This is a genomic window from Congregibacter litoralis KT71 (assembly GCF_000153125.2).
GTDB classification, from domain to species: Bacteria; Pseudomonadota; Gammaproteobacteria; order Pseudomonadales; family Halieaceae; genus Congregibacter; species Congregibacter litoralis.
Genome location: NZ_CM002299.1, coordinates 1,138,947 through 1,155,784 on the forward strand (window position 1 = coordinate 1,138,947; position 16,838 = coordinate 1,155,784).

The 16,838-nt window shown below is 56.8% G+C and carries 17 protein-coding genes and 1 other RNA gene; 9 read left to right on the forward strand and 9 right to left on the reverse strand.

Features of this window, described 5'->3' with window-relative positions; genetic code table 11:
- Positions 1 to 38: 38 nt before the first annotated feature.
- Positions 39 to 1,322, reverse strand: a complete 1,284-nt coding sequence (locus KT71_RS05335) for a metal-dependent hydrolase family protein (protein WP_023660002.1) — start codon at positions 1,320 to 1,322, stop codon at positions 39 to 41.
- A 129-nt stretch (positions 1,323 to 1,451) separates the two neighbouring features.
- On the opposite strand from KT71_RS05335, the gene KT71_RS05340 reads away from it, so the two are divergent.
- Together KT71_RS05340 and KT71_RS05345 are read left to right on the forward strand one after the other, a co-directional pair.
- The gene (locus KT71_RS05340) at positions 1,452 to 2,720 is read left to right on the forward strand and encodes a Na/Pi symporter (RefSeq protein ID WP_008292458.1); all 1,269 of its coding nucleotides are present in this window, start codon (positions 1,452 to 1,454) and stop codon (positions 2,718 to 2,720) included.
- An 86-nt stretch (positions 2,721 to 2,806) separates the two neighbouring features.
- The gene (locus KT71_RS05345) at positions 2,807 to 3,472 is read left to right on the forward strand and encodes a glutathione S-transferase family protein (RefSeq protein ID WP_008292457.1); all 666 of its coding nucleotides are present in this window, start codon (positions 2,807 to 2,809) and stop codon (positions 3,470 to 3,472) included.
- A 91-nt stretch (positions 3,473 to 3,563) separates the two neighbouring features.
- On the opposite strand, the gene KT71_RS05350 is transcribed toward KT71_RS05345, so the two are convergent.
- From KT71_RS05350 to KT71_RS05360, 3 genes are read right to left on the reverse strand one after another with little or no spacing between them, the layout of a single operon-like run.
- Positions 3,564 to 4,448 carry a tetratricopeptide repeat protein gene (locus tag KT71_RS05350; protein ID WP_023660004.1) on the reverse strand — a complete coding sequence of 295 codons (885 nt, stop codon included), beginning with the start codon at positions 4,446 to 4,448 and terminating at the stop codon, positions 3,564 to 3,566.
- Entirely contained in the window at positions 4,411 to 4,932 is a 522-nt protein-coding gene (locus KT71_RS05355) for an Ig-like domain-containing protein (protein WP_008292455.1), read from the reverse strand. Before KT71_RS05355 ends, KT71_RS05350 begins: the two co-directional genes overlap by 38 nt.
- A gap of 1 nt (position 4,933) precedes the next feature.
- Positions 4,934 to 6,580 carry a DUF4331 domain-containing protein gene (locus KT71_RS05360; protein WP_023660005.1) on the reverse strand — a complete coding sequence of 549 codons (1,647 nt, stop codon included), beginning with the start codon at positions 6,578 to 6,580 and terminating at the stop codon, positions 4,934 to 4,936.
- Positions 6,581 to 6,722: 142 nt separating this feature from the next.
- On the opposite strand from KT71_RS05360, the gene KT71_RS05365 reads away from it, so the two are divergent.
- Entirely contained in the window at positions 6,723 to 7,268 is a 546-nt protein-coding gene (locus KT71_RS05365; RefSeq protein WP_008292453.1) for a sigma-70 family RNA polymerase sigma factor, read from the forward strand.
- Positions 7,265 to 7,969: an anti-sigma factor gene (locus KT71_RS05370; RefSeq protein WP_008292452.1), complete on the forward strand. Its 705-nt coding sequence runs from the start codon at positions 7,265 to 7,267 to the stop codon at positions 7,967 to 7,969. Before KT71_RS05365 ends, KT71_RS05370 begins: the two co-directional genes overlap by 4 nt.
- An 83-nt stretch (positions 7,970 to 8,052) precedes the next feature.
- Here the strand turns inward: KT71_RS05370 and KT71_RS05375 are convergent, their stop codons facing one another.
- Together KT71_RS05375 and KT71_RS05380 are read right to left on the reverse strand one after the other, a co-directional pair.
- Positions 8,053 to 8,256 (reverse strand): hypothetical protein, encoded by a 204-nt coding sequence (locus tag KT71_RS05375; RefSeq protein WP_008292451.1) that lies wholly within the window; start codon positions 8,254 to 8,256, stop codon positions 8,053 to 8,055.
- An 88-nt stretch (positions 8,257 to 8,344) separates the two neighbouring features.
- Positions 8,345 to 8,692, reverse strand: a complete 348-nt coding sequence (locus KT71_RS05380) for a DUF3024 domain-containing protein (RefSeq protein WP_008292450.1) — start codon at positions 8,690 to 8,692, stop codon at positions 8,345 to 8,347.
- Positions 8,693 to 9,033: 341 nt separating this feature from the next.
- On the opposite strand from KT71_RS05380, the gene KT71_RS05385 reads away from it, so the two are divergent.
- A complete protein-coding gene (locus KT71_RS05385) occupies positions 9,034 to 10,026 on the forward strand; it encodes an integron integrase (protein WP_008292449.1) in 993 nt (330 codons plus the stop codon).
- Positions 10,027 to 10,173: 147 nt separating this feature from the next.
- Positions 10,174 to 11,364: an ISL3 family transposase gene (locus tag KT71_RS05390; RefSeq protein ID WP_023660006.1), complete on the forward strand. Its 1,191-nt coding sequence runs from the start codon at positions 10,174 to 10,176 to the stop codon at positions 11,362 to 11,364.
- 143 nt (positions 11,365 to 11,507) lie between these two features.
- Here KT71_RS05390 and ssrA read toward each other — a convergent pair.
- Positions 11,508 to 11,898: a transfer-messenger RNA gene (ssrA, locus tag KT71_RS20005) on the reverse strand.
- Positions 11,899 to 12,028: 130 nt separating this feature from the next.
- Here ssrA and KT71_RS05395 point away from each other — a divergent pair.
- Positions 12,029 to 12,436, forward strand: coding sequence for a DUF1761 domain-containing protein (locus tag KT71_RS05395; RefSeq protein ID WP_008292446.1), 408 nt, complete (start codon positions 12,029 to 12,031; stop codon positions 12,434 to 12,436).
- Between the two features lie 9 nt (positions 12,437 to 12,445).
- Here KT71_RS05395 and KT71_RS05400 read toward each other — a convergent pair whose 3' ends face one another.
- A complete protein-coding gene (locus tag KT71_RS05400) occupies positions 12,446 to 12,985 on the reverse strand; it encodes a DUF924 family protein (protein ID WP_008292445.1) in 540 nt (179 codons plus the stop codon).
- Positions 12,986 to 13,019: 34 nt separating this feature from the next.
- Positions 13,020 to 13,793 carry a ferredoxin--NADP reductase gene (locus KT71_RS05405; RefSeq protein WP_008292444.1) on the reverse strand — a complete coding sequence of 258 codons (774 nt, stop codon included), beginning with the start codon at positions 13,791 to 13,793 and terminating at the stop codon, positions 13,020 to 13,022.
- A 254-nt stretch (positions 13,794 to 14,047) separates the two neighbouring features.
- Here KT71_RS05405 and KT71_RS05410 point away from each other — a divergent pair, with 254 nt between their 5' ends.
- Together KT71_RS05410 and KT71_RS05415 are read left to right on the forward strand one after the other, a co-directional pair.
- Positions 14,048 to 15,829, forward strand: a complete 1,782-nt coding sequence (locus KT71_RS05410; protein WP_008292443.1) for an N-acyl-D-amino-acid deacylase family protein — start codon at positions 14,048 to 14,050, stop codon at positions 15,827 to 15,829.
- Between the two features lie 152 nt (positions 15,830 to 15,981).
- On the forward strand, positions 15,982 to 16,785 hold the full coding sequence (locus KT71_RS05415; RefSeq protein ID WP_008292442.1) for a transporter substrate-binding domain-containing protein: 804 nt from the start codon (positions 15,982 to 15,984) through the stop codon (positions 16,783 to 16,785).
- Positions 16,786 to 16,838 lie beyond the last annotated feature (53 nt).

Below are 16,838 nucleotides of genomic sequence, written 5' to 3' on the forward strand. Positions count from 1 at the left end.
CACTCCTCAATGGCCTATCCCTGTTTACCCCTTCGTGACTACTTTACGACCATGCCACCTTTCATCACAAAGCTCACATCCTGCAGGGCCTTGATGTCGTCCAGGGGTGAGCGCCGGGTAGCAATGATGTCTGCATGTTTTCCGGCTTCGATGGTGCCGAGGCTGTCACTCATATCGATGAGATCGGCGGCATTAACCGTTGCCGAGACGAGGATATCCATCTCGCTCATGCCGGCCTCATTCATCAGCTCCGCCTCCCGGGCGTTGAGACCGTGGCGGGAAACGGCGCTGTCCGTGCCAAAGGCAATCTTGACCCCCGCTTTGTAGGCCTTTGCGAAGTTGCCCTGCATGGCAGCGCTCACCTCAATGGCTTTTTCTGCCTGAGCGGGGGTGAGTACGCCGCCCATTTTCGCCATATCCCCAACGGTGGCGCCAGCAAGGAGGGTTGGAACGAGATAGGCCCCCGTGCGCTTGAACTCCTTGATGGCCGCCGGGCCGGCGTAGGTGCCATGCTCAATGCTGTCCACGCCCGCCTTGAGGGCGGCGATGATGCCCTCTTCCTGATGGGCATGGCTGGCTACCTTACGGCCCATGCGATGGGCGGCCCGCACAACCTCCACCAACTCATCATCTTCCATTTGCTTGCCCGTGCCCGTAGCGCGATCGGTGAGAACGCCACCGGTAGAGGTGATCTTGATAAAGTCTGCACCGTATTTGATGCCGTTTCGCGTGGCGCGGCGACAGTCATAGGGCCCGTCGCAGACTGATTCGTCGGTCATGAGCTCCATGAACTCGTGTTTGGTGCCGCTCACATCATTGTGGCCGCCGGTGATGCCCACACCGCCGGCGGCGATGATGCGTGGACCCACAACCCAGCCTTTATTGATGGCATCCCGCACCGCATAGGTTTGCTGGTTTCGGGAGCCGGCGTCCCGTACCGTCGTAAAGCCCGCCCGGAGCGTCGTCATGGCGTTGTGATAGCCGTACATCTGTACGAGTTCATCCGACCAGCGAAGGGCGCGGCTGTCGTTGTCCGGGCTCAGCTCACCCTGAAGATGAACATGCATGTCCATGAGGCCAGGCATTACAAAGCTGTCTTTTAAATCAATCAGCGACGCCGCGTCGTAGCCGTCTGGCGATTGATACCCGGCGACCACCTCCGTGATGCGACCGTCGGTAATCACCACGGTTTGTTCTTTCAGGGGATTCTTGCCGGGTACCGCAAGCAGTTCGCCGGCGTGAATCACCTGGGTGTCTGCTGCCGTGAAGGAGGCCGCCAGGGCCAGAGACAGGCCTGCCAGGGCTGTGAGGGCGTTTTTCAAAGTACTTTCTCCTTTGTCATTGTCGGTATTTTTTTCGGGGATCAGCATAACAGGAGCTGTCACAGCACTGACATCCCGCTGTCACATGCGCTCAGCACACTAGAAAATTGCATTAGATGGCCGGAAAAAATGGTGAGCTCTACCCCTCCCCAAGTCGGTGATGGAAGCACAGCCGGGCAGGAGTCACATTCTCCACTGGTCTGGCTCGGCGTTGTCGGCCTTGTTTATCTGCTGCTTATCGGCGTTGGCACCATCGGTGATGGTTTTAAGTGGATCTCCGGTGGTGCAGACGGTGCCCAGGCGATCTTCGCTTTTGCAGGCAATCCCATTGTCGGTGTCATTCTGGGCGTTCTTGCCACCGCTCTGGTGCAGTCTTCCAGTACCGTTACCTCCGTGATTGTGGGGCTTGTAGCGGGCGGCGTTCCCGTCAGCATCGCAGTACCCATGATCATGGGCGCAAACATGGGGACAACGATCACCAACACGATCGTCAGTCTGGGTAATTTTCGTGACCGTGGTGCATTCAGGAAGTCCTTTGCAGCGGCTACGGTTCACGACTTTTTTAATCTGTTCAGTATTCTGATATTTCTGCCGGTGGAGGTGATGTTTCATCCTCTGGAAAGAATGGCGGCGTCACTCGCAGGCATTTTTCACGGGGGCGCAGGCGCCTCTGTTGGGGGATTCAATGCGGTCGCCGCTATGACCAAGCCTTTCAGCCACGCGATCGTCAGTAGCCTCGATGCCCTCCCGACGACCATGGGTGCGCTCATTACCATTACGCTGGGTATTGCTATGGTGATGATCTCGGTGCTGTATCTGGGGAAGCTGCTCCGTGCGGTGATGACGGGCAAGGCTCGCGTGCTCATCGATGCGGCTATTGGTCGGGGTGCTTTATCGGGTATTGCGTCGGGTACCGTGGTAACCATCCTTGTTCAGTCCTCGTCGACAACCACGAGCCTGGTGGTGCCCCTGGCGGGGGCCGGTGTCCTGACAACGCGGCAGATATACCCCTTTACCCTCGGCGCCAATATAGGAACCTGCATTACCGCTCTTCTGGCGGCTACTTCGATCACGGGTCCCTATGAATACTTCGCCTTGCAAATTGCCCTGGTGCACCTTCTTTACAACCTCCTGGGGGTGGCGCTGTTTATGGCGGTCCCTTTCCTTCGTGATCTGCCGGTGCGCTCCAGCGAATGGTTGGGTGCCAAGGTTGAGCACAACCGCAGCTGGGCGTTTGGCTATATCGGTTCGGTATTTTTTGTCGTGCCAAGCGTCGTTTTTGGAGGTGAAATGTATTTCTCCCCGGAGTCCGAACAGCCCATCGACGCTGCTTGTGATGAAACGTCGGTGATTTGTGCCCGCGAGGAAGTACAAAGGGTGGACCTGCGCCTCGAGTAGCGGTCGCGCTTTCGTCTTTGCTCTGTGACAATGGCGGCAACGCGCAGGTTTTAATTCTTCTAATTTTTGAGAGGTGCATCAAACGCATGATTACCCTGTATGGTTTCTCCTACAGCAACTACTACAACATTGTGAAACACGTGCTGCTGCACAAGGGTCTGCCCTTTGAGGAGGTCGAACAGTTTGGCGCTGACGATGCTTATTTAAGGATCAGTCCTCTGGGCAAAGTGCCGGCGATGACAACGGAACATGGCGAATGCATGAGCGAGTCGACGGTATGCTGCGACTACCTCGAGGATGCGTACCCCTTTAACTCGCCCCTGTATCCCGCCGATGATTACGATCGAGCGAAGGTACGCCAGGTCATCAAAGTCTCGGAGCTGTATCTGGAGCTGGCAGCACGAAGGCTGATACCGTTTTCTATCTCCAAGGCCCCCGTACCCCCCGCACTGGCCCAGGAAGTCACCGATGTGCTGACAAAAGGGGTTGCGGCGCTCAACAGTCTCGCGGAGTTTGATCCCTACGTGATGGGAAACAAGCTGACGCTGGCTGACATTTATCTGCGCTATGTGTTGGGTGTCGTCGCGTTGGCCGGCGCGCTGTTGGAGCGAGACTTTGTCGCGGAAATCGAGGGTGTGGAAGCGTGGCAGGCCATGATGGCAGACACGGAAATAGCGCGGAAAGTCGATGCGGACCGAGATGCAAATGGCCCCGCGTTTTTCGCCTATATCAAGGAGCGATACGGGATCTGAATGAAGGCAGACCCCCTCGCTTATCGACACGGCGAGGAGGTCTGCGTTCTTTCTAAAGCCGGATCAGGGGCTCCACCCCTGAGCTGATTCCTCAATCACTGAGGCGTTGCGGTAATTCCTCTCCCCCGGCGCGGGCAAACAGGCGCTGGTCCTCGACCTCCCGTTGAAACTTCAGGTTGCGCGTTGCAGCCACTATGGCGAGGGCAGGGCGGGGCATGACATCCAGATAGAACATGGCCATCTCTCGCCCGTGGGTAAAGTCGCCTTCGGCCATCCACCGCTGAAACTGATGATGCAGTTCTTCGATGGGGGCGCTTGGCGCGTCTTCCCCCTCTAGTTCCACCAACGCCAGCACCCGACGCAATTTTATCGCCAACTCCTGCTCCTCAGCGCTGGTCTCGGCCACAACCCTGTCAGCTCTATCCGTAGCGAGGAGATGATCCAGATAGGCGGCCTGTAGATGTATGGCCGGATGGGCGATCAAGGCGCGTTCAAACAGCCTGTCGCCCAAGGCCGTCAATCCCTCTGCGACTGCCAGTTCCGCAGCCACTCCCCAGGCCCACTGTGCCAGGGGATCCTGGCGATGGACCATGGTGGAGTGTTCCAGTCCCAGCATCAAACCGCGTAGAGCCTCAAGACGGTCTTCACCCCCGGCGAGGGCGATTCTCCCCCGACAGGCCATGGCTACCAGCAGGTCGAAATGTCGTGCTGCTTCGCCGCAGGCGATGCGAGCATCATCCATGTCACCACGAACGGTCTCAAGGGACGCAAGAGTCAGCCAGGCCTGGGCGTCTTGCGGCCGGTCCTCCAGAATTTCCCGCAAGTGATGCTCCGCCTGTTCAAAATGATGGACTCGCTCAGCTTCCCGGGCCTGCTCCATCTGATTGTGGCCACCGGAGTGCGCGCTCGCGGTGCTGATGCCCAAAAAGGTGGCGGCGCTAGCCGCCCAGAAGATCATTGAAGTCGGACGTCTCATCGTTGTACTCCTTGTCATTCACAGTTTCGGGATTGTCGTTCTCACCGCGGGCGAAGATGTTGCGTACGCTGGTGCCAAACACCGCTGCCTGGGGGGTAACGGTGATCATGAAGGCTGCGTCGGTGCTGAGCCCGCCCTGGTCCGTGACCGTCACGGTGAGCGTTGCGGATCCCACGGTGGCGGGGGCCGGAGTAATCAACAGCCTGCGATCCGCGCCGCTGCCGTCGAGGATAATTTCGCCCCCTTCAAAAAGGTCCGCGTTATCGTTGCTGATCGTTACCGCCAGGTCTTCGGGAGCTGTGATGTCATCTTCCACGGTAACGTCAAACGCTACGGCGACACTGTTGGCCTCCACGGCAATGTCAGCGATGGATGAAACTGTGGGCGCCTGGTTGTCGACGACCGCCGGAGAATTGCTGCTGTCCGAGCAGCCCGAGGCAGCGATGGCCAGGGCGATGATGCCGATGGTGTTTCTGCGTCTCATTTTAAGCCTCCGGTGTGGGTAGCGCCGCGTCGACGGGAGAGCCGGCGTAGGGCGTGAGCAGGTACGGGAATCGATTGTTCAGGTCTGCCGCTGAGAGGGGAGCGCCGTCGGTGAAGGGTACGTTGCCCACGGGCGCGTCTTCTGGGGCACAAATGCCCAGATTCACAGGATCGCCGCCTTCGCCCAGGGGTAAATCATGGCAGAGGGCTCCCATGACCACACGAAGCGCGATATCCACCACATCGTCACCGGGGCGCCGACCGTTGGGGAAACCCGCAAGGTCCCCCGCGGCGAGGCCCAGGGGCTGCTGCTGCATTTTGGGAGTTGCGGGAATTGCCGTGTTGAGGCGCAGCATTTCGCCGGGTACAGCGTCGGCGAACTGATTGACGCCGCTGAAGCCAGTGAGGAATGCAGTAACAAGATCCTGCCGGGGAAAGTTCGAAGGCGCGAGGTTTTCAATGCTGGCGCCCAGGGTGGTGTTTACCGCGTCGCGGAACAAGCTATCCAGTATCAAGGGCAGTACGGGGTTTGTGACAAAATCCAGAAACTGCCCGTCATTGGCGGGTTCGCTGCTGTTAAAGGCATCCTTGCGGTCGTAACCGATGACTAACTCGTTGACCAGTGGGTTGGATAAGCGCGACACCTGCACAAGGGGGCCGCCGACGACCTCCGGTCGCTCAAAGGTAGCGTCGGGGTTGAGGATACTGGCCTGGGGCAGACTCGCCGTCGTCCAGGCGCCGATCACATCGCCGCTGCCTGTCAAGCAACTGCTGTGGACCTCAAGGGCCAGTGTGGTGACATTGTTTTCCGCCAGTGTATTGCGGTCAGGATCCTGGGTGACGCCTCCGGGAAAGCCGCCGCTATCGCCAGCGCCCGGTGTGCTGTCTCCCTCGATAGGAACAAGGTTGACCAGATCAAACACTTCTCCGAGGCTGATCTTGAAGGCCTCGTAACGCTGCCCCGCAAAAACGCGGCCCGGCATCGAGCAGCCAGGCACGTTGATGTCATAGATAAAGGAATCTGCGTAGCTGCCGTATCCGGATTCACCAAAGGTCTTATTGCCCGCGTTATCAAAAGGTTTGCGAAAATTCGCTGTGCCGTCTAACTGATTGGTGACCGCCGTCGCGTTGCCACTGCGGCGTCCACCGGTGACGACATCCAGGGTGTAGGATTCAGCGTGGCTCAGGCCCGGTTCACTCCCTGCGCTGATTGCTCCGGCATTTTTCAAGACGGAGGTGACGGTCACGCCGTTGACATCAAAGCTCAGGGGCTCACCGGACTGCGTAAGCGCGTCGGAAAAGCGGAATTGGAAGCTGATGTCCTCGACAACGTCGCCATCATTATCAATGTGAATCTCATAGACGGCGTTGCTGTCCAGAGGGAAGTAATTCGGTCCACCGTAGGCTGCCTGCACCGGAATGTAATTGGCCAGGAGGGTGACGTAGCCGTCACGGTTGGGCTCGTAGGAGTTGAACAGGTAAAAGTCCGAGGCGTCTACCTGGGGGAACTTGGCGATAAATGGCGCTTCCCGGTGGCTGGACGCATCTGCGGCCATGGGGTGCAAGGCCATTCCCAGGGCCAGCGCCAGGACGCTCAATTGGGGCGTTTTCAGGGGCTTATTGCCGTTTTTCTTGTAGCTCATTCGCATGATTCTTCTCCTTTTTTCCCGCTGTGGGAGGGTGAACTCGGGCCATGTACGGGCCTTGCCATGCGGTAGACGCAGTGCGTCTAAAGTTTTTTTTGAAACGTATGTATGGATGTAACTGCTAATAAAAACTCACGGGAGTCCTATGTCTGAGAGTAATCCGGCCCTTGCGAGGCTCATGTCACGAGTCTCCCTGGGCGACCGGGGGGCGTTTCAGAGTCTCTACGAAGAAACCTCGCCCCACATCATGGGACTGCTTCAGAGCATGCTGTCCCAGCGGGAACTGGCCGAGGATGTGCTGCAGGATACTTTTGTGAAAGTGTGGCACCGCGCTGGCGACTACCACCCGGGACGAGGTCAGGTGAATACCTGGATAGCCAGCATTGCCCGCTACGGCGCCATAGACGCCATCCGTGCAAACAAGGTGCGTCGGGGGAGCGACGACGCCCTGGAATCAATTCCGGATGGCGCCACCCAGGCCCTGGATCACATAGCAGGCGATCAGGATGAACAGCGCCTTTACCAGTGTCTGGACACCCTGAGTGCCGACCAGAAGCAATCCATATCCTTGGCCTTCTTTCGCGGATACACCCATGACGAACTGGCCAGCCAACTCGCCACCCCCTTGGGGACGGTAAAAGCCTGGGTGCGTAGGGGCCTGAAGAAACTGCGGGAGTGTCTGGACCAATGAAATACGACAATCCGGAATTGATCGATCAACTGGCAGCCTCCTATGTATTGGGGACTCTGCGCGGCCCCGCGCGGCGACGCTTTAAGCGGCTCGCCACGGAGTCGGACTCAGTGCAACAGGCGATCTGGTATTGGGAGAAAAAACTGCTGCCCCTCAGTGAGTCAGCATCAACGCTTGTTCCGCCGAAGTCTGTCTGGGCGGGTATTGAGGCACGGCTTGGTTTTGTTCCTCCACCGATGGCGGGAAAACAGAACAGCCGTTGGTACTGGCCGGCGCTGAGCGCAGCCCTATCCATTGCGGTGTTTGTGCTCTTGGTGCCGTTTTGGAAAGAGCCCGTGTTGAATCGGGACAGTGCAGCGGAGAGGTTGGCCTTTATCCAGGACGACGAACAGCAACCTTTGTGGGTGATCACGGTAGACGAGCAGAGCGGACAGCTGTCGTCGATTGCCGTGAATGCGCCGGCCAAAGACGCTGATCGTGTGTTCGAATTATGGATGTTGCCGGAGCAGGGACCACCACGCTCCTTTGGCTTGCTGCCGGTGACGGATCAGGGCAGGGGAACGGCGGAGCTCTCTCCTGCACTAATTGCGCTCCTGAGTCGCGCCCAGGGTCTGGCGGTAAGCCTTGAGCCAACGGGAGGATCACCCACAGGCGTCCCCACGGGTCCCGTGCTGTATTCGGCGCCGGTTATAGGTCTTTGAACGCGTCAAATTGCCAATGACAGAAAGCCAGCTGTGCGCTGGAGTAGTCTACGAACGCGTACTTTCGGTTTCAACTGCCTGCCTTAGCGGGTGAGAGCAGTGGCCTCTTCCACCGGCACCGGGGTGTGCTGACCGGAGCGAAATCCCCAGAGCATACACAGAGCTAAGCCCAGCCAAAAGGCAATACTGAGTTGTTCCGTAGTGACGGGTGCGGTCATGACAACACCCAACAGAATCACAGCTGACACATAAAGGAAGTACGCTTTCAGGAAACCAGGTAGGCGCATGGGGCTGCCGCCTAACGCTTCAATTTGCGGCGAGCATCAGCGAGTCCGGCAGCCGAAGGCTGCGAACAACATTGACTTGTTATTGGGCCTAACCGCGAAAGCATGCTAATGCATCCTCGGAAACAACAGACAGAAATTCTTCGAGGCTGGCCACCTCGGGCACAGGATCATAGCGGTGCCACTTCAGGTCTTGGCGAAGCCAGTAGATCTTCCAAGATCGAGTCTTTTTCACGAAAGTTGTCTTCGCGAAACCGTGCTCCAAAATCTCGCTAGGATTATCCCAGCGAGGGCGAATTTCAAAAAACTCGATACTTTGGTTAGATATACGAAAACCAATGTCTAATTGTGATCGAATATGAGCCGGAGGCCTATGAGCATCGATATACTCAGATGCCAATTTCTCAACACGCTTCGATTCAAACTCACTCAGAGCCATGTACGAACTCCGAATAGGCCCTATAACAGCTAATTAGAAAGCACGAAGCCATATACGCATTAAAGCTTGGTCTCACAAAACGCATGGTATCCACACTCCGCAAATCCCCATTAAGGCAACAGCTTACGGCAATACAAGCAAATGGACACCTGCTGATTAACTAGCAACGTGCAATCTTCAGGTTTACGTTTGCTCCCTCTGTTCACGGTGCGGACTCTTGCTAAATCAATTAGTTGGACATCGATTTACGCGGTAAGCATGCGGATAGCAGCTGCATTTGATGATTGACCCTGTCCTACAGCGCTTCTACTGTTTTTGAACGACGCTGTAGAGAGCACACTATGGATGACGTTCGACACGGAATTCCCGAGTACCCAACCAGATTTCTTGACCAACTGCGGCAACACATCCGAAGCACGGGTCTGGCGTATCGTACAGAGCAAACCTATGTTCATTGGGTAAGGCGCTACATTCTGTTTCACAAAAAACAGCATCCCGGATCTTTAGGCGCGAAGCACATTGAACAATTTTTAAATCATCTAACGGTTCGTAGCTGCTCGGTAAGTACTCAGCGCGTAGCTTTAAATGCGCTAGTTTATCTGTATAGAAAGTTTTTGGCCGTCGATGTAGGAGATCTGGAATTCAAGCCCGCCCGAGCGAACCGGCGCTTACCAGTCGTGTACAGCAGAAGCGAGGTCGCGGCTATTCTCAGTAAGCTCAAGGGAGTGCATCGCCTTATGGTCGCACTCATGTACGGCAGTGGAATGCGCAGCGCTGAGCTACTGTCACTACGTGTCAAAGACATAGATTTTGACAGCAATAATATTATTGTAAGGTCTGGTAAGGGAAATAAGGATCGGTCAACTATGCTGCCACAGCGTCTTGTTCCTGCGCTCAAGCGGCAGATCTGCACTGTTGAGCTGCTGCACGCACAGGACTTGGCAGATGGCTTTGGAGCGGTTTATTTACCCGACGCACTAGAGCGTAAATACCCTAACGCAGCAGAAGAGACGGCATGGCAATTTCTCTTTCCCGCATCGCGAATCGGTAGGGACCCGCGATCTGGCGTTCTTCGGCGACATCACCTGCACCCAACGGCACTTACTCGCCAGATACGTCGGGCCGTTCGAAATGCGGGAATTCATAAGCCTGCTCGATCACACAGCTTTCGCCACAGTTTTGCTACGCATTTATTGGAAGACGGCTACGATCTTCGCACGATCCAGGAGTTGCTGGGTCATAGCGATATAACAACTACCGAAATCTATACGCACGTGGTTAATCGTGGGGGTAGGGGTGTTGTGAGTCCGACGGATGCTTTGCATAGCCTTTAGGTCAGGTATTTACGGTGTGCCGGTTAGGGAGTTGCATCTCACTGGCTTCGCCAGTTCGACAGACCTCGCTGGCTCTTCATCATTAACGGGGGACACCGGGGATCATTAAACTGAATTTGCGAAGTCCGTTTAATGAGGAAACCCCCGATGTCCCACGCAGGAAATATATTAGGCCTTCCCGAGCTGGAGGTCGAACGTGTTGATCGCAACGATTCGATCGAGGTCTATGCCAGGCCAAAGCGCCGCCCATCGTGCATCCACTGCCAGCATCCCAAAGTCAGGATTAAAGCGACCCACGAGCGCACGTTAAAACACACACGCCAGGGCAACCAGGTGATGACGCTGCACCTGAAGACGCCCAAGTATCACTGCCCACAATGTGGTCGCTACTTTCGTCACCGGTTTCAGGGCGTCAGGCCCCGCTATCGATCGTCGGACGCCTTCCGTCTTGAAGTATTCGAGGCCCATGACGGCGGCGTGACGCAGCGTAAGCTCGCGAGAACACACGACATGAGCCCGGCAACCGTCGAGCGCTGGTATCAAGGTCAGTGCCGACTGCGACTATCTGAGATGTCTAATCGGCCCTGCCCCCGTGTGCTGGGTATCGACGAGCACTTCTTTAGCCGCAAGCGCGGCTACGCCACCACGATGGTGGATCTAAAGAACCACAAGGTCTTCGATGTGGTGCTGGGACGCTCAGAACTGAGTTTGAGACGTTATTTAAGGGCATTACCGGGTAAAGAGAACGTCCAGGTTGTCGTCATGGACTTGTCGGAAACCTACCGCAGCATTGTGCGCCGGTACTTTCCTAACGCCACGATTGTTGCCGATCGATTCCACGTCATTCGACTGGTTAATCAGCATCTGCTCAAAGCCTGGCAGGGCTACGATCCCGAGGGGCGCAAGCATCGCGGGCTGGTCAGCCTGATGCGACGCCACCAATGGCGTCTTACGGATGAGCAAAGAGAGAACCTTGGCCGATATCTGGATGACTATCCCGTGCTCAAGGCGCTGTATGCGGCCAAGCAGCAGCTCAATCGACTGCTGCTACTCAGATCTCTGAATCGTAAAAAAGCCAAGCAGCTGCTGCCGCAACTGCTCTCGTTGATTGAAGACTTGGCGGCGAGCCCCCTTCATCGATTGGCCAGAACACTGAAGTCTTGGCTGGAACCCATCGTTAGCATGTGGCGGTTTACCAAGACGAACGGCATCACCGAGGGCTTCCATAACAAGATGGAAATGATGTCCAGGCGAGCCTATGGATTCAGAAACTTTGAAAACTATCGACTGCGGGTCTTAACCCACTGTGGATGGGATGGCATTATCAACCGAGTTTAATGAAAACCGGTGTATCCCCCGTTAAGTGGGTAGAGCCACCTCGCTACGCTCGGCCACCCGCGCCCTTTGGGCGCGGCTTCAGCTGTCACAGCCGCTAAAAACCAAAAAAGGGTCACTCTTGCGAGCGACCCTTTTTTGGTTTTTGGTGGAGGCGGCGGGAGTTGAACCCGCGTCCGCCAGCACTCTGCCTTTGGCTCTACATGCTTAGATCCCGTTGATTAGTCTAGCCGCACACAGCCCAACGGGCAGGACGTGATTGGCGATCTCCGTAAATGTTTAGCAGCGCGGCCCGGAGCCTGCTTTGCTGCGATCCAGTTCTATATGACAGTCAGTAACGCGGGGCTGGAACCTTGCTAAAGACCGCTAGGGCCGAAGCCACTAGATGAAGTATTGATGACTGCTTACGCAGCCAGCGCTACCTCGTAGTTGTCGTCATTGGCAACTAATAGTTTGCAGCTTTGGATTTACGTGATTGGCCACCATCACGGCATGCACCGCAGGTTTTGTTACCGTCGTCGAATCCGTAACGCCCCCAAGTGAACTCGCGATTTTAGCATAAAACGCCTTCTCGCACCGTGCGGCGTGTAAATGCGACATTTGACAGCGCTGCAGATCTGCCCAAGGCTGTAAAGATCGACGGACATTCACTCCCAAGGAGCGCGCTATGGACGGTGTATCGATCAATTGGTTTGCAGTGCTGGCGGCGGCTTTTGCAGGCTTTGTCGTGGGTGGCTTGTGGTATTCACCGCTACTCTTCGGCAATCTCTGGATGCGCGTTGCGGGCGTGTCCGAAGAGCAAGTGGCTCAGGGCAACAAGGCCAGGATCTTTGGTTTTACGCTGATTTTCCTGTTGATTATGAGTGTCTGTCTGGCGATGTTTTTAGCGACGCCGGACATCACTTTGCAAAAAGGCGCCCTGTATGGGTTTCTGACAGGCTTTGGCTGGATCTTCTTCGCCATTGGCGTGGTGGCCTTGTTCGAGTTGCGCTCCTGGTCCTACATCTTGATTAACGGCGGCTACTGGGTAGTGACCATGACGCTGATGGGGGCGATATTGGGGGCTTGGAAGTAGCTTCGGGATCTACCAGCCGCGACGATTGGCGAGATAGGTCTTTTCGGCAGCTGTACTGACCCTCCCCAGGTCCGCGTTTCGACTCGGGTAACGACCGAATTCTTCGATGACCTTCTGGTGCGCTCGCGCGTAGCGAAGCGCTTCCTCGTTGCCCAGGGCCTCAAAAAGCGCGATCCCCGCTTTGTGGACCGCAGGGGACTCCGAGTGCATGTAGGGCATGTAGCTGAAGTAGCGCTGGTCCCCTGTCATGCGAAGATCATCGCCCCTCGCCACGGATTCCTGAGCCAGGACCAGGGCCATGCCGTCCTGCGCATAGGCCCGCGAATCGCTTCTGAACAGATTTCGGGAGAATTGATCAAGCACGATGATCTCGGCGCAGCGTCCTGCGGGGCTCGAACGCCATTCCCAGCACTCCCCGAGCCTGGCGCCTTGCAGGGTGGTAAGAAAGCGCTCCCGGCAGAGATCGTCAAATGCGTCCGATTGCTTGAACCAACGCTTGGCCCCGGCTTCACGGAACCAGAAATCGAGAACAGCGTCGGGACTTTGCACGGTCGGTGGGCCTGGGTATTCCGCTACGCGGTTTCTAACCGACAAACGCCCGTTCAATCACGTAGTCGCCCGCGGTGCCCTGATTGGGCGATACCTCAAAACCGCGACGATCCAGGAGTGATGACACATCGTCGAGCATCGCAATGCTGCCGCAGATCATCGCCCGGTCCACCTTGGGATCAATGGCCGGGATCCCCAGATCAGCCTCCAGCTTACCGCTCTCGAGAAGCTCCGTGATTCGCCCGTTGTTTCTGAACGGCTCCCGCGTGACCGTGGGATAGTAGAGCAGTTTTTCCCTGATCTCGTCGCCCAGATACTCATGCTGTGGCAGTTCCTCTACCAGGTAATCGTGATAGGCGAGGTCACTCACCTGGCGCACGCCATGCACGAGGACGATTTTTTCGTAACGCTCATAGGCATCGGGGTCGCGAATGATGGACATGAAGGGCGCGAGCCCCGTACCCGTGGCAAACAGATAAAGATGCCGACCCGGGCGAAGATCCGTGAGCACCAGCGACCCCACGGGCTTCTTGCCCAACAACACCTCGTCACCCACGTTGATGTGCTGCAAGCGCGAGGTGAGCAAGCCATCGGCAACCTTGATACTTAAAAACTCGAGTTCTTCCTCGTAATTGGCGCTGGCGATGCTGTAGGCACGCAGGGCCGGCTTACCGTCCACTTCCAGGCCCACCATGGTGAAGTGGCCATTTTCGAAGCGAAACTCCGGTGCCCGCTCTGTTTTGAAGCTGAACAGGCGATCGTTCCAGTGCTTAACTTCAGTGACTTTGGCGGGGGCTACGGCAGCCATAAATAGTTCCTCACATGCAGTTCCAGCGGTATGTACGTATTGAGCGGCGAATTCTGATCACCTCGGCCCCGACCTGCAAGAAATCCGCCGCCGTCTTCAAGAACGGTTTTTCCTAACCTTATTCCGCGCGAGTCGAACTTTTGCCTGGTGGACAGCTCTCCTCGCCCTGCCTAGACTCGGGAAAAGATCGTGGCGCGTACGACCGCGATGCTTTAAAAGATGCTCAATGCTTAGATAAGAATAAGGGTAAAGACATGGATTACGACCTCAAAATTACCGGTGGCCTGGTGTACGACGGGGATGGTGGGGAGCCTCGCAAGGCGGATGTTGCCGTACGCAACGGCACCATCGTAGCCGTGGGAGACTGTGCCGGTGATGCCCGCGAGACGATCGACGCCCGGGGCCATATTGTGACGCCGGGGTTTATTGATCTGCATACCCATTACGACGGCCAGGTGTCCTGGGATGCCGGTATGCAGCCCAGCGTAAACCACGGCGTCAGTACCGTGGTCATGGGGAGCTGCGGCGTAGGCTTTGCACCGGTCCGAGAAGCCGATCGGGAAAAGCTCATACGCTTGATGGAGGGGGTTGAGGATATTCCCGGTATTGCTCTAGCGGAGGGGCTTACCTGGGATTGGGAGACCCTACCCGAATACATGGATGCTCTGGACGCCAAGCCCCATAGCATCGATTTTGCGGTACAGGTGACCCACGACCCCCTGCGGGTTTACGTGATGGGTGACCGTGCCGTGTGCAATGAGCCCGCCACGGAGACCGATATCGCGGCCATGCGACGCATCACCCGGGAGGCCCTGGAGGCGGGCGCTATCGGTTTCTCTACGGGTCGCTCCGACGTGCATCGCAGCGCCGATGGTGAATGGACGCCGTCCTCCGAGGCCACCACGGAAGAGCTGGCGGGGATCGCCAGTGCGTTTTCCGGACTGTCTCACGGCATTCTCCAGGCTGTTAACGATTTCGATCTTGAGCGCGAGGGCGACGCTTTCGACAAGGAGTTCGACATCCTCGAAAGCATGGCAAAAGCAGGGGAGGGTCGGCCCTTTTCCCTGTCACTGATGCAGCGGGACTTTGCGCCGGATCAATGGCGACGCATTATTGAGCGTGCCGAAAAGGCCGAGGCAAAGGGTGTGTCCATGCGTCTGCAAACCGCCCCCCGGGGCATCGGCGTTATCACCGGTCTTCAGTGCACCTTCCACCCGTTCATTGGTTTTCCCAGTTACAAGGCGATCTGTGATCTGCCTCTGGAGCAGCGAGTCGCGCGCATGCGCGAACCCGAATTCAAGGCGCAGATTCTCACGGAGGAGTCGGAAAAGCTGGCGGGTGACGGAACGCCGGTTCCTCCCATCGTTGACGCGCTCATGGCGGCCATCGACTACGTCGCGAGCAAGACGTTTTTACTGGGTGAGAACCCCGAGTACGAACAGGGCGCCGAAACCTCCGTATTGCACATGGCCGAGGAAAAAGGCGTGTCCTCCCTTGAGATGATTTACGATCTTCTCCTCGAGGAGGAGGGAAGGGCTCTGCTGTACTTCCCCATCTATAACTACACGAACATGAACTTCGATAATGTCTACGAGATGATGAAGCACCCCCAGTCGATCATGGGGCTGTCCGACGGTGGCGCCCACGTGGGTACGATTTGTGACTCCAGCTTTCCCAGTTATCTGCTGACCTACTGGGCGCGGGATCGTGATCGCGGCGGAAAGCTTGAGCTCAGCGAAGCTATTCGTCGTCTGACATCTGATATCGCCGACTACTGTGGCATGGCCGATCGCGGCCGCATCAAGGTCGGCCTCAAGGCCAATATCAACATTATTGACTTTAAGAACTTGCGTCTTTATGCGCCGCGGATGGTGCAGGATCTTCCCGCCGGTGGGCAGCGTCTCTTGCAGGACGCGTCGGGGTATAGGGCTGTGATCGTGGATGGGGAAACCGTTCTTGAGAATGACCAGCTGACGGGTAAGCACCCCGGAAGGCTCTATCGTGCGGGTCAACAGGCCATGGAGTCCGCAGCCTGAGTGCTGGCGCAGATTTTTGCTGTTGCCCTTTCATAACCCGGTCGCAGGAAATCCGTTAAGCTGCTGCCTGACTCAACACAGCGATCACAGCTTTCACAGCTACTACCGCGCCGGTGCTTACCGGCGTTTTATTCAAGTCTGAGGAATTTACTATGTTAAACCCTGTACAACTGGTAGCCGGTGCTCTCCTGGCATTCAGCCTGTCCCTTTCGCCCTGGGCCTTGGCGGGAGACACTCTTGATCGCGTGGTCAAAAACAAAACCCTGGTGGTAGGTATGTCGGGTGACCAGCCGCCCATGAATATGCGCAACCGCCAGGGGGATCTCATGGGCTTTGATGTCGATCTGGCAAAAGCGCTGGCCAATGCCATGCACGCCGATCTTGAGCTGAGCCCCATGCCCTTTGGTGACCTCACCAAGGCCCTCGCTGATGGCAAAGTCGATATGGTGCTCTCGGGGATGGCCATTACCGCTGAGCGCTCTCGCAGTGCGTCGTTTGTCGGCCCCTACATGATGAGTGGAAAGTCGATTCTCGCAACGCGTACCGCCCTCGCGGAAATTGCTTCGGGTGGCATTGCGGTGACGGAGGTGAAACTCGCCGCGCTTAAAAACTCCACCAGCGCGAGCTTTGTCCTTGAGGCAGCGCCCAATGCGACCTTGGTGGAAGTCGCCAATTATGAAGAAGCTATCGCCATGGTAACCAGCGGTGAAGTGGCCGGTATGGTTGCCGATGCCCCCGTGTGCCAGCTCCAGGTGCTGCGAAATCCCGATGCCGGTCTCGTGACTCTCGATAAGCCCTTGACCATCGAGCCCTTCGGTATCGCAGTGTCTTCTGACGATCCCGAGTTTCTCAACCTGGTGCGCAACTATCTCCGCGCTTACGAGGGCACGGGTCTTTTGACCAAGCTCCGTCAGAAGTGGTTGGAAAACAGCTCCTGGGTCGCTGCATTACCCTGAATCCCGATTTACTCTTTCGCGCCCTGATCCGTGATGGCTCAGGGCGTTTTTCT

What these genes read in the sequence shown, in the direction of transcription:
- KT71_RS05340 (WP_008292458.1), top strand. Translation starts at nt 1,452, where the DNA reads ATGGTGAGCTCTACCCCTCCCCAAGTCGGTGATGGAAGCACAGCCGGG.
- KT71_RS05345 (WP_008292457.1), top strand. Translation starts at nt 2,807, where the DNA reads ATGATTACCCTGTATGGTTTCTCCTACAGCAACTACTACAACATTGTG.
- KT71_RS05350 (WP_023660004.1), bottom strand. Translation starts at nt 4,448, where the DNA reads ATGAGACGTCCGACTTCAATGATCTTCTGGGCGGCTAGCGCCGCCACC.
- KT71_RS05355 (WP_008292455.1), bottom strand. Translation starts at nt 4,932, where the DNA reads ATGAGACGCAGAAACACCATCGGCATCATCGCCCTGGCCATCGCTGCC.
- KT71_RS05360 (WP_023660005.1), bottom strand. Translation starts at nt 6,580, where the DNA reads ATGCGAATGAGCTACAAGAAAAACGGCAATAAGCCCCTGAAAACGCCC.
- KT71_RS05365 (WP_008292453.1), top strand. Translation starts at nt 6,723, where the DNA reads ATGTCTGAGAGTAATCCGGCCCTTGCGAGGCTCATGTCACGAGTCTCC.
- KT71_RS05370 (WP_008292452.1), top strand. Translation starts at nt 7,265, where the DNA reads ATGAAATACGACAATCCGGAATTGATCGATCAACTGGCAGCCTCCTAT.
- KT71_RS05375 (WP_008292451.1), bottom strand. Translation starts at nt 8,256, where the DNA reads ATGCGCCTACCTGGTTTCCTGAAAGCGTACTTCCTTTATGTGTCAGCT.
- KT71_RS05380 (WP_008292450.1), bottom strand. Translation starts at nt 8,692, where the DNA reads ATGGCTCTGAGTGAGTTTGAATCGAAGCGTGTTGAGAAATTGGCATCT.
- KT71_RS05385 (WP_008292449.1), top strand. Translation starts at nt 9,034, where the DNA reads ATGGATGACGTTCGACACGGAATTCCCGAGTACCCAACCAGATTTCTT.
- KT71_RS05390 (WP_023660006.1), top strand. Translation starts at nt 10,174, where the DNA reads ATGTCCCACGCAGGAAATATATTAGGCCTTCCCGAGCTGGAGGTCGAA.
- KT71_RS05395 (WP_008292446.1), top strand. Translation starts at nt 12,029, where the DNA reads ATGGACGGTGTATCGATCAATTGGTTTGCAGTGCTGGCGGCGGCTTTT.
- KT71_RS05405 (WP_008292444.1), bottom strand. Translation starts at nt 13,793, where the DNA reads ATGGCTGCCGTAGCCCCCGCCAAAGTCACTGAAGTTAAGCACTGGAAC.
- KT71_RS05410 (WP_008292443.1), top strand. Translation starts at nt 14,048, where the DNA reads ATGGATTACGACCTCAAAATTACCGGTGGCCTGGTGTACGACGGGGAT.
- KT71_RS05415 (WP_008292442.1), top strand. Translation starts at nt 15,982, where the DNA reads ATGTTAAACCCTGTACAACTGGTAGCCGGTGCTCTCCTGGCATTCAGC.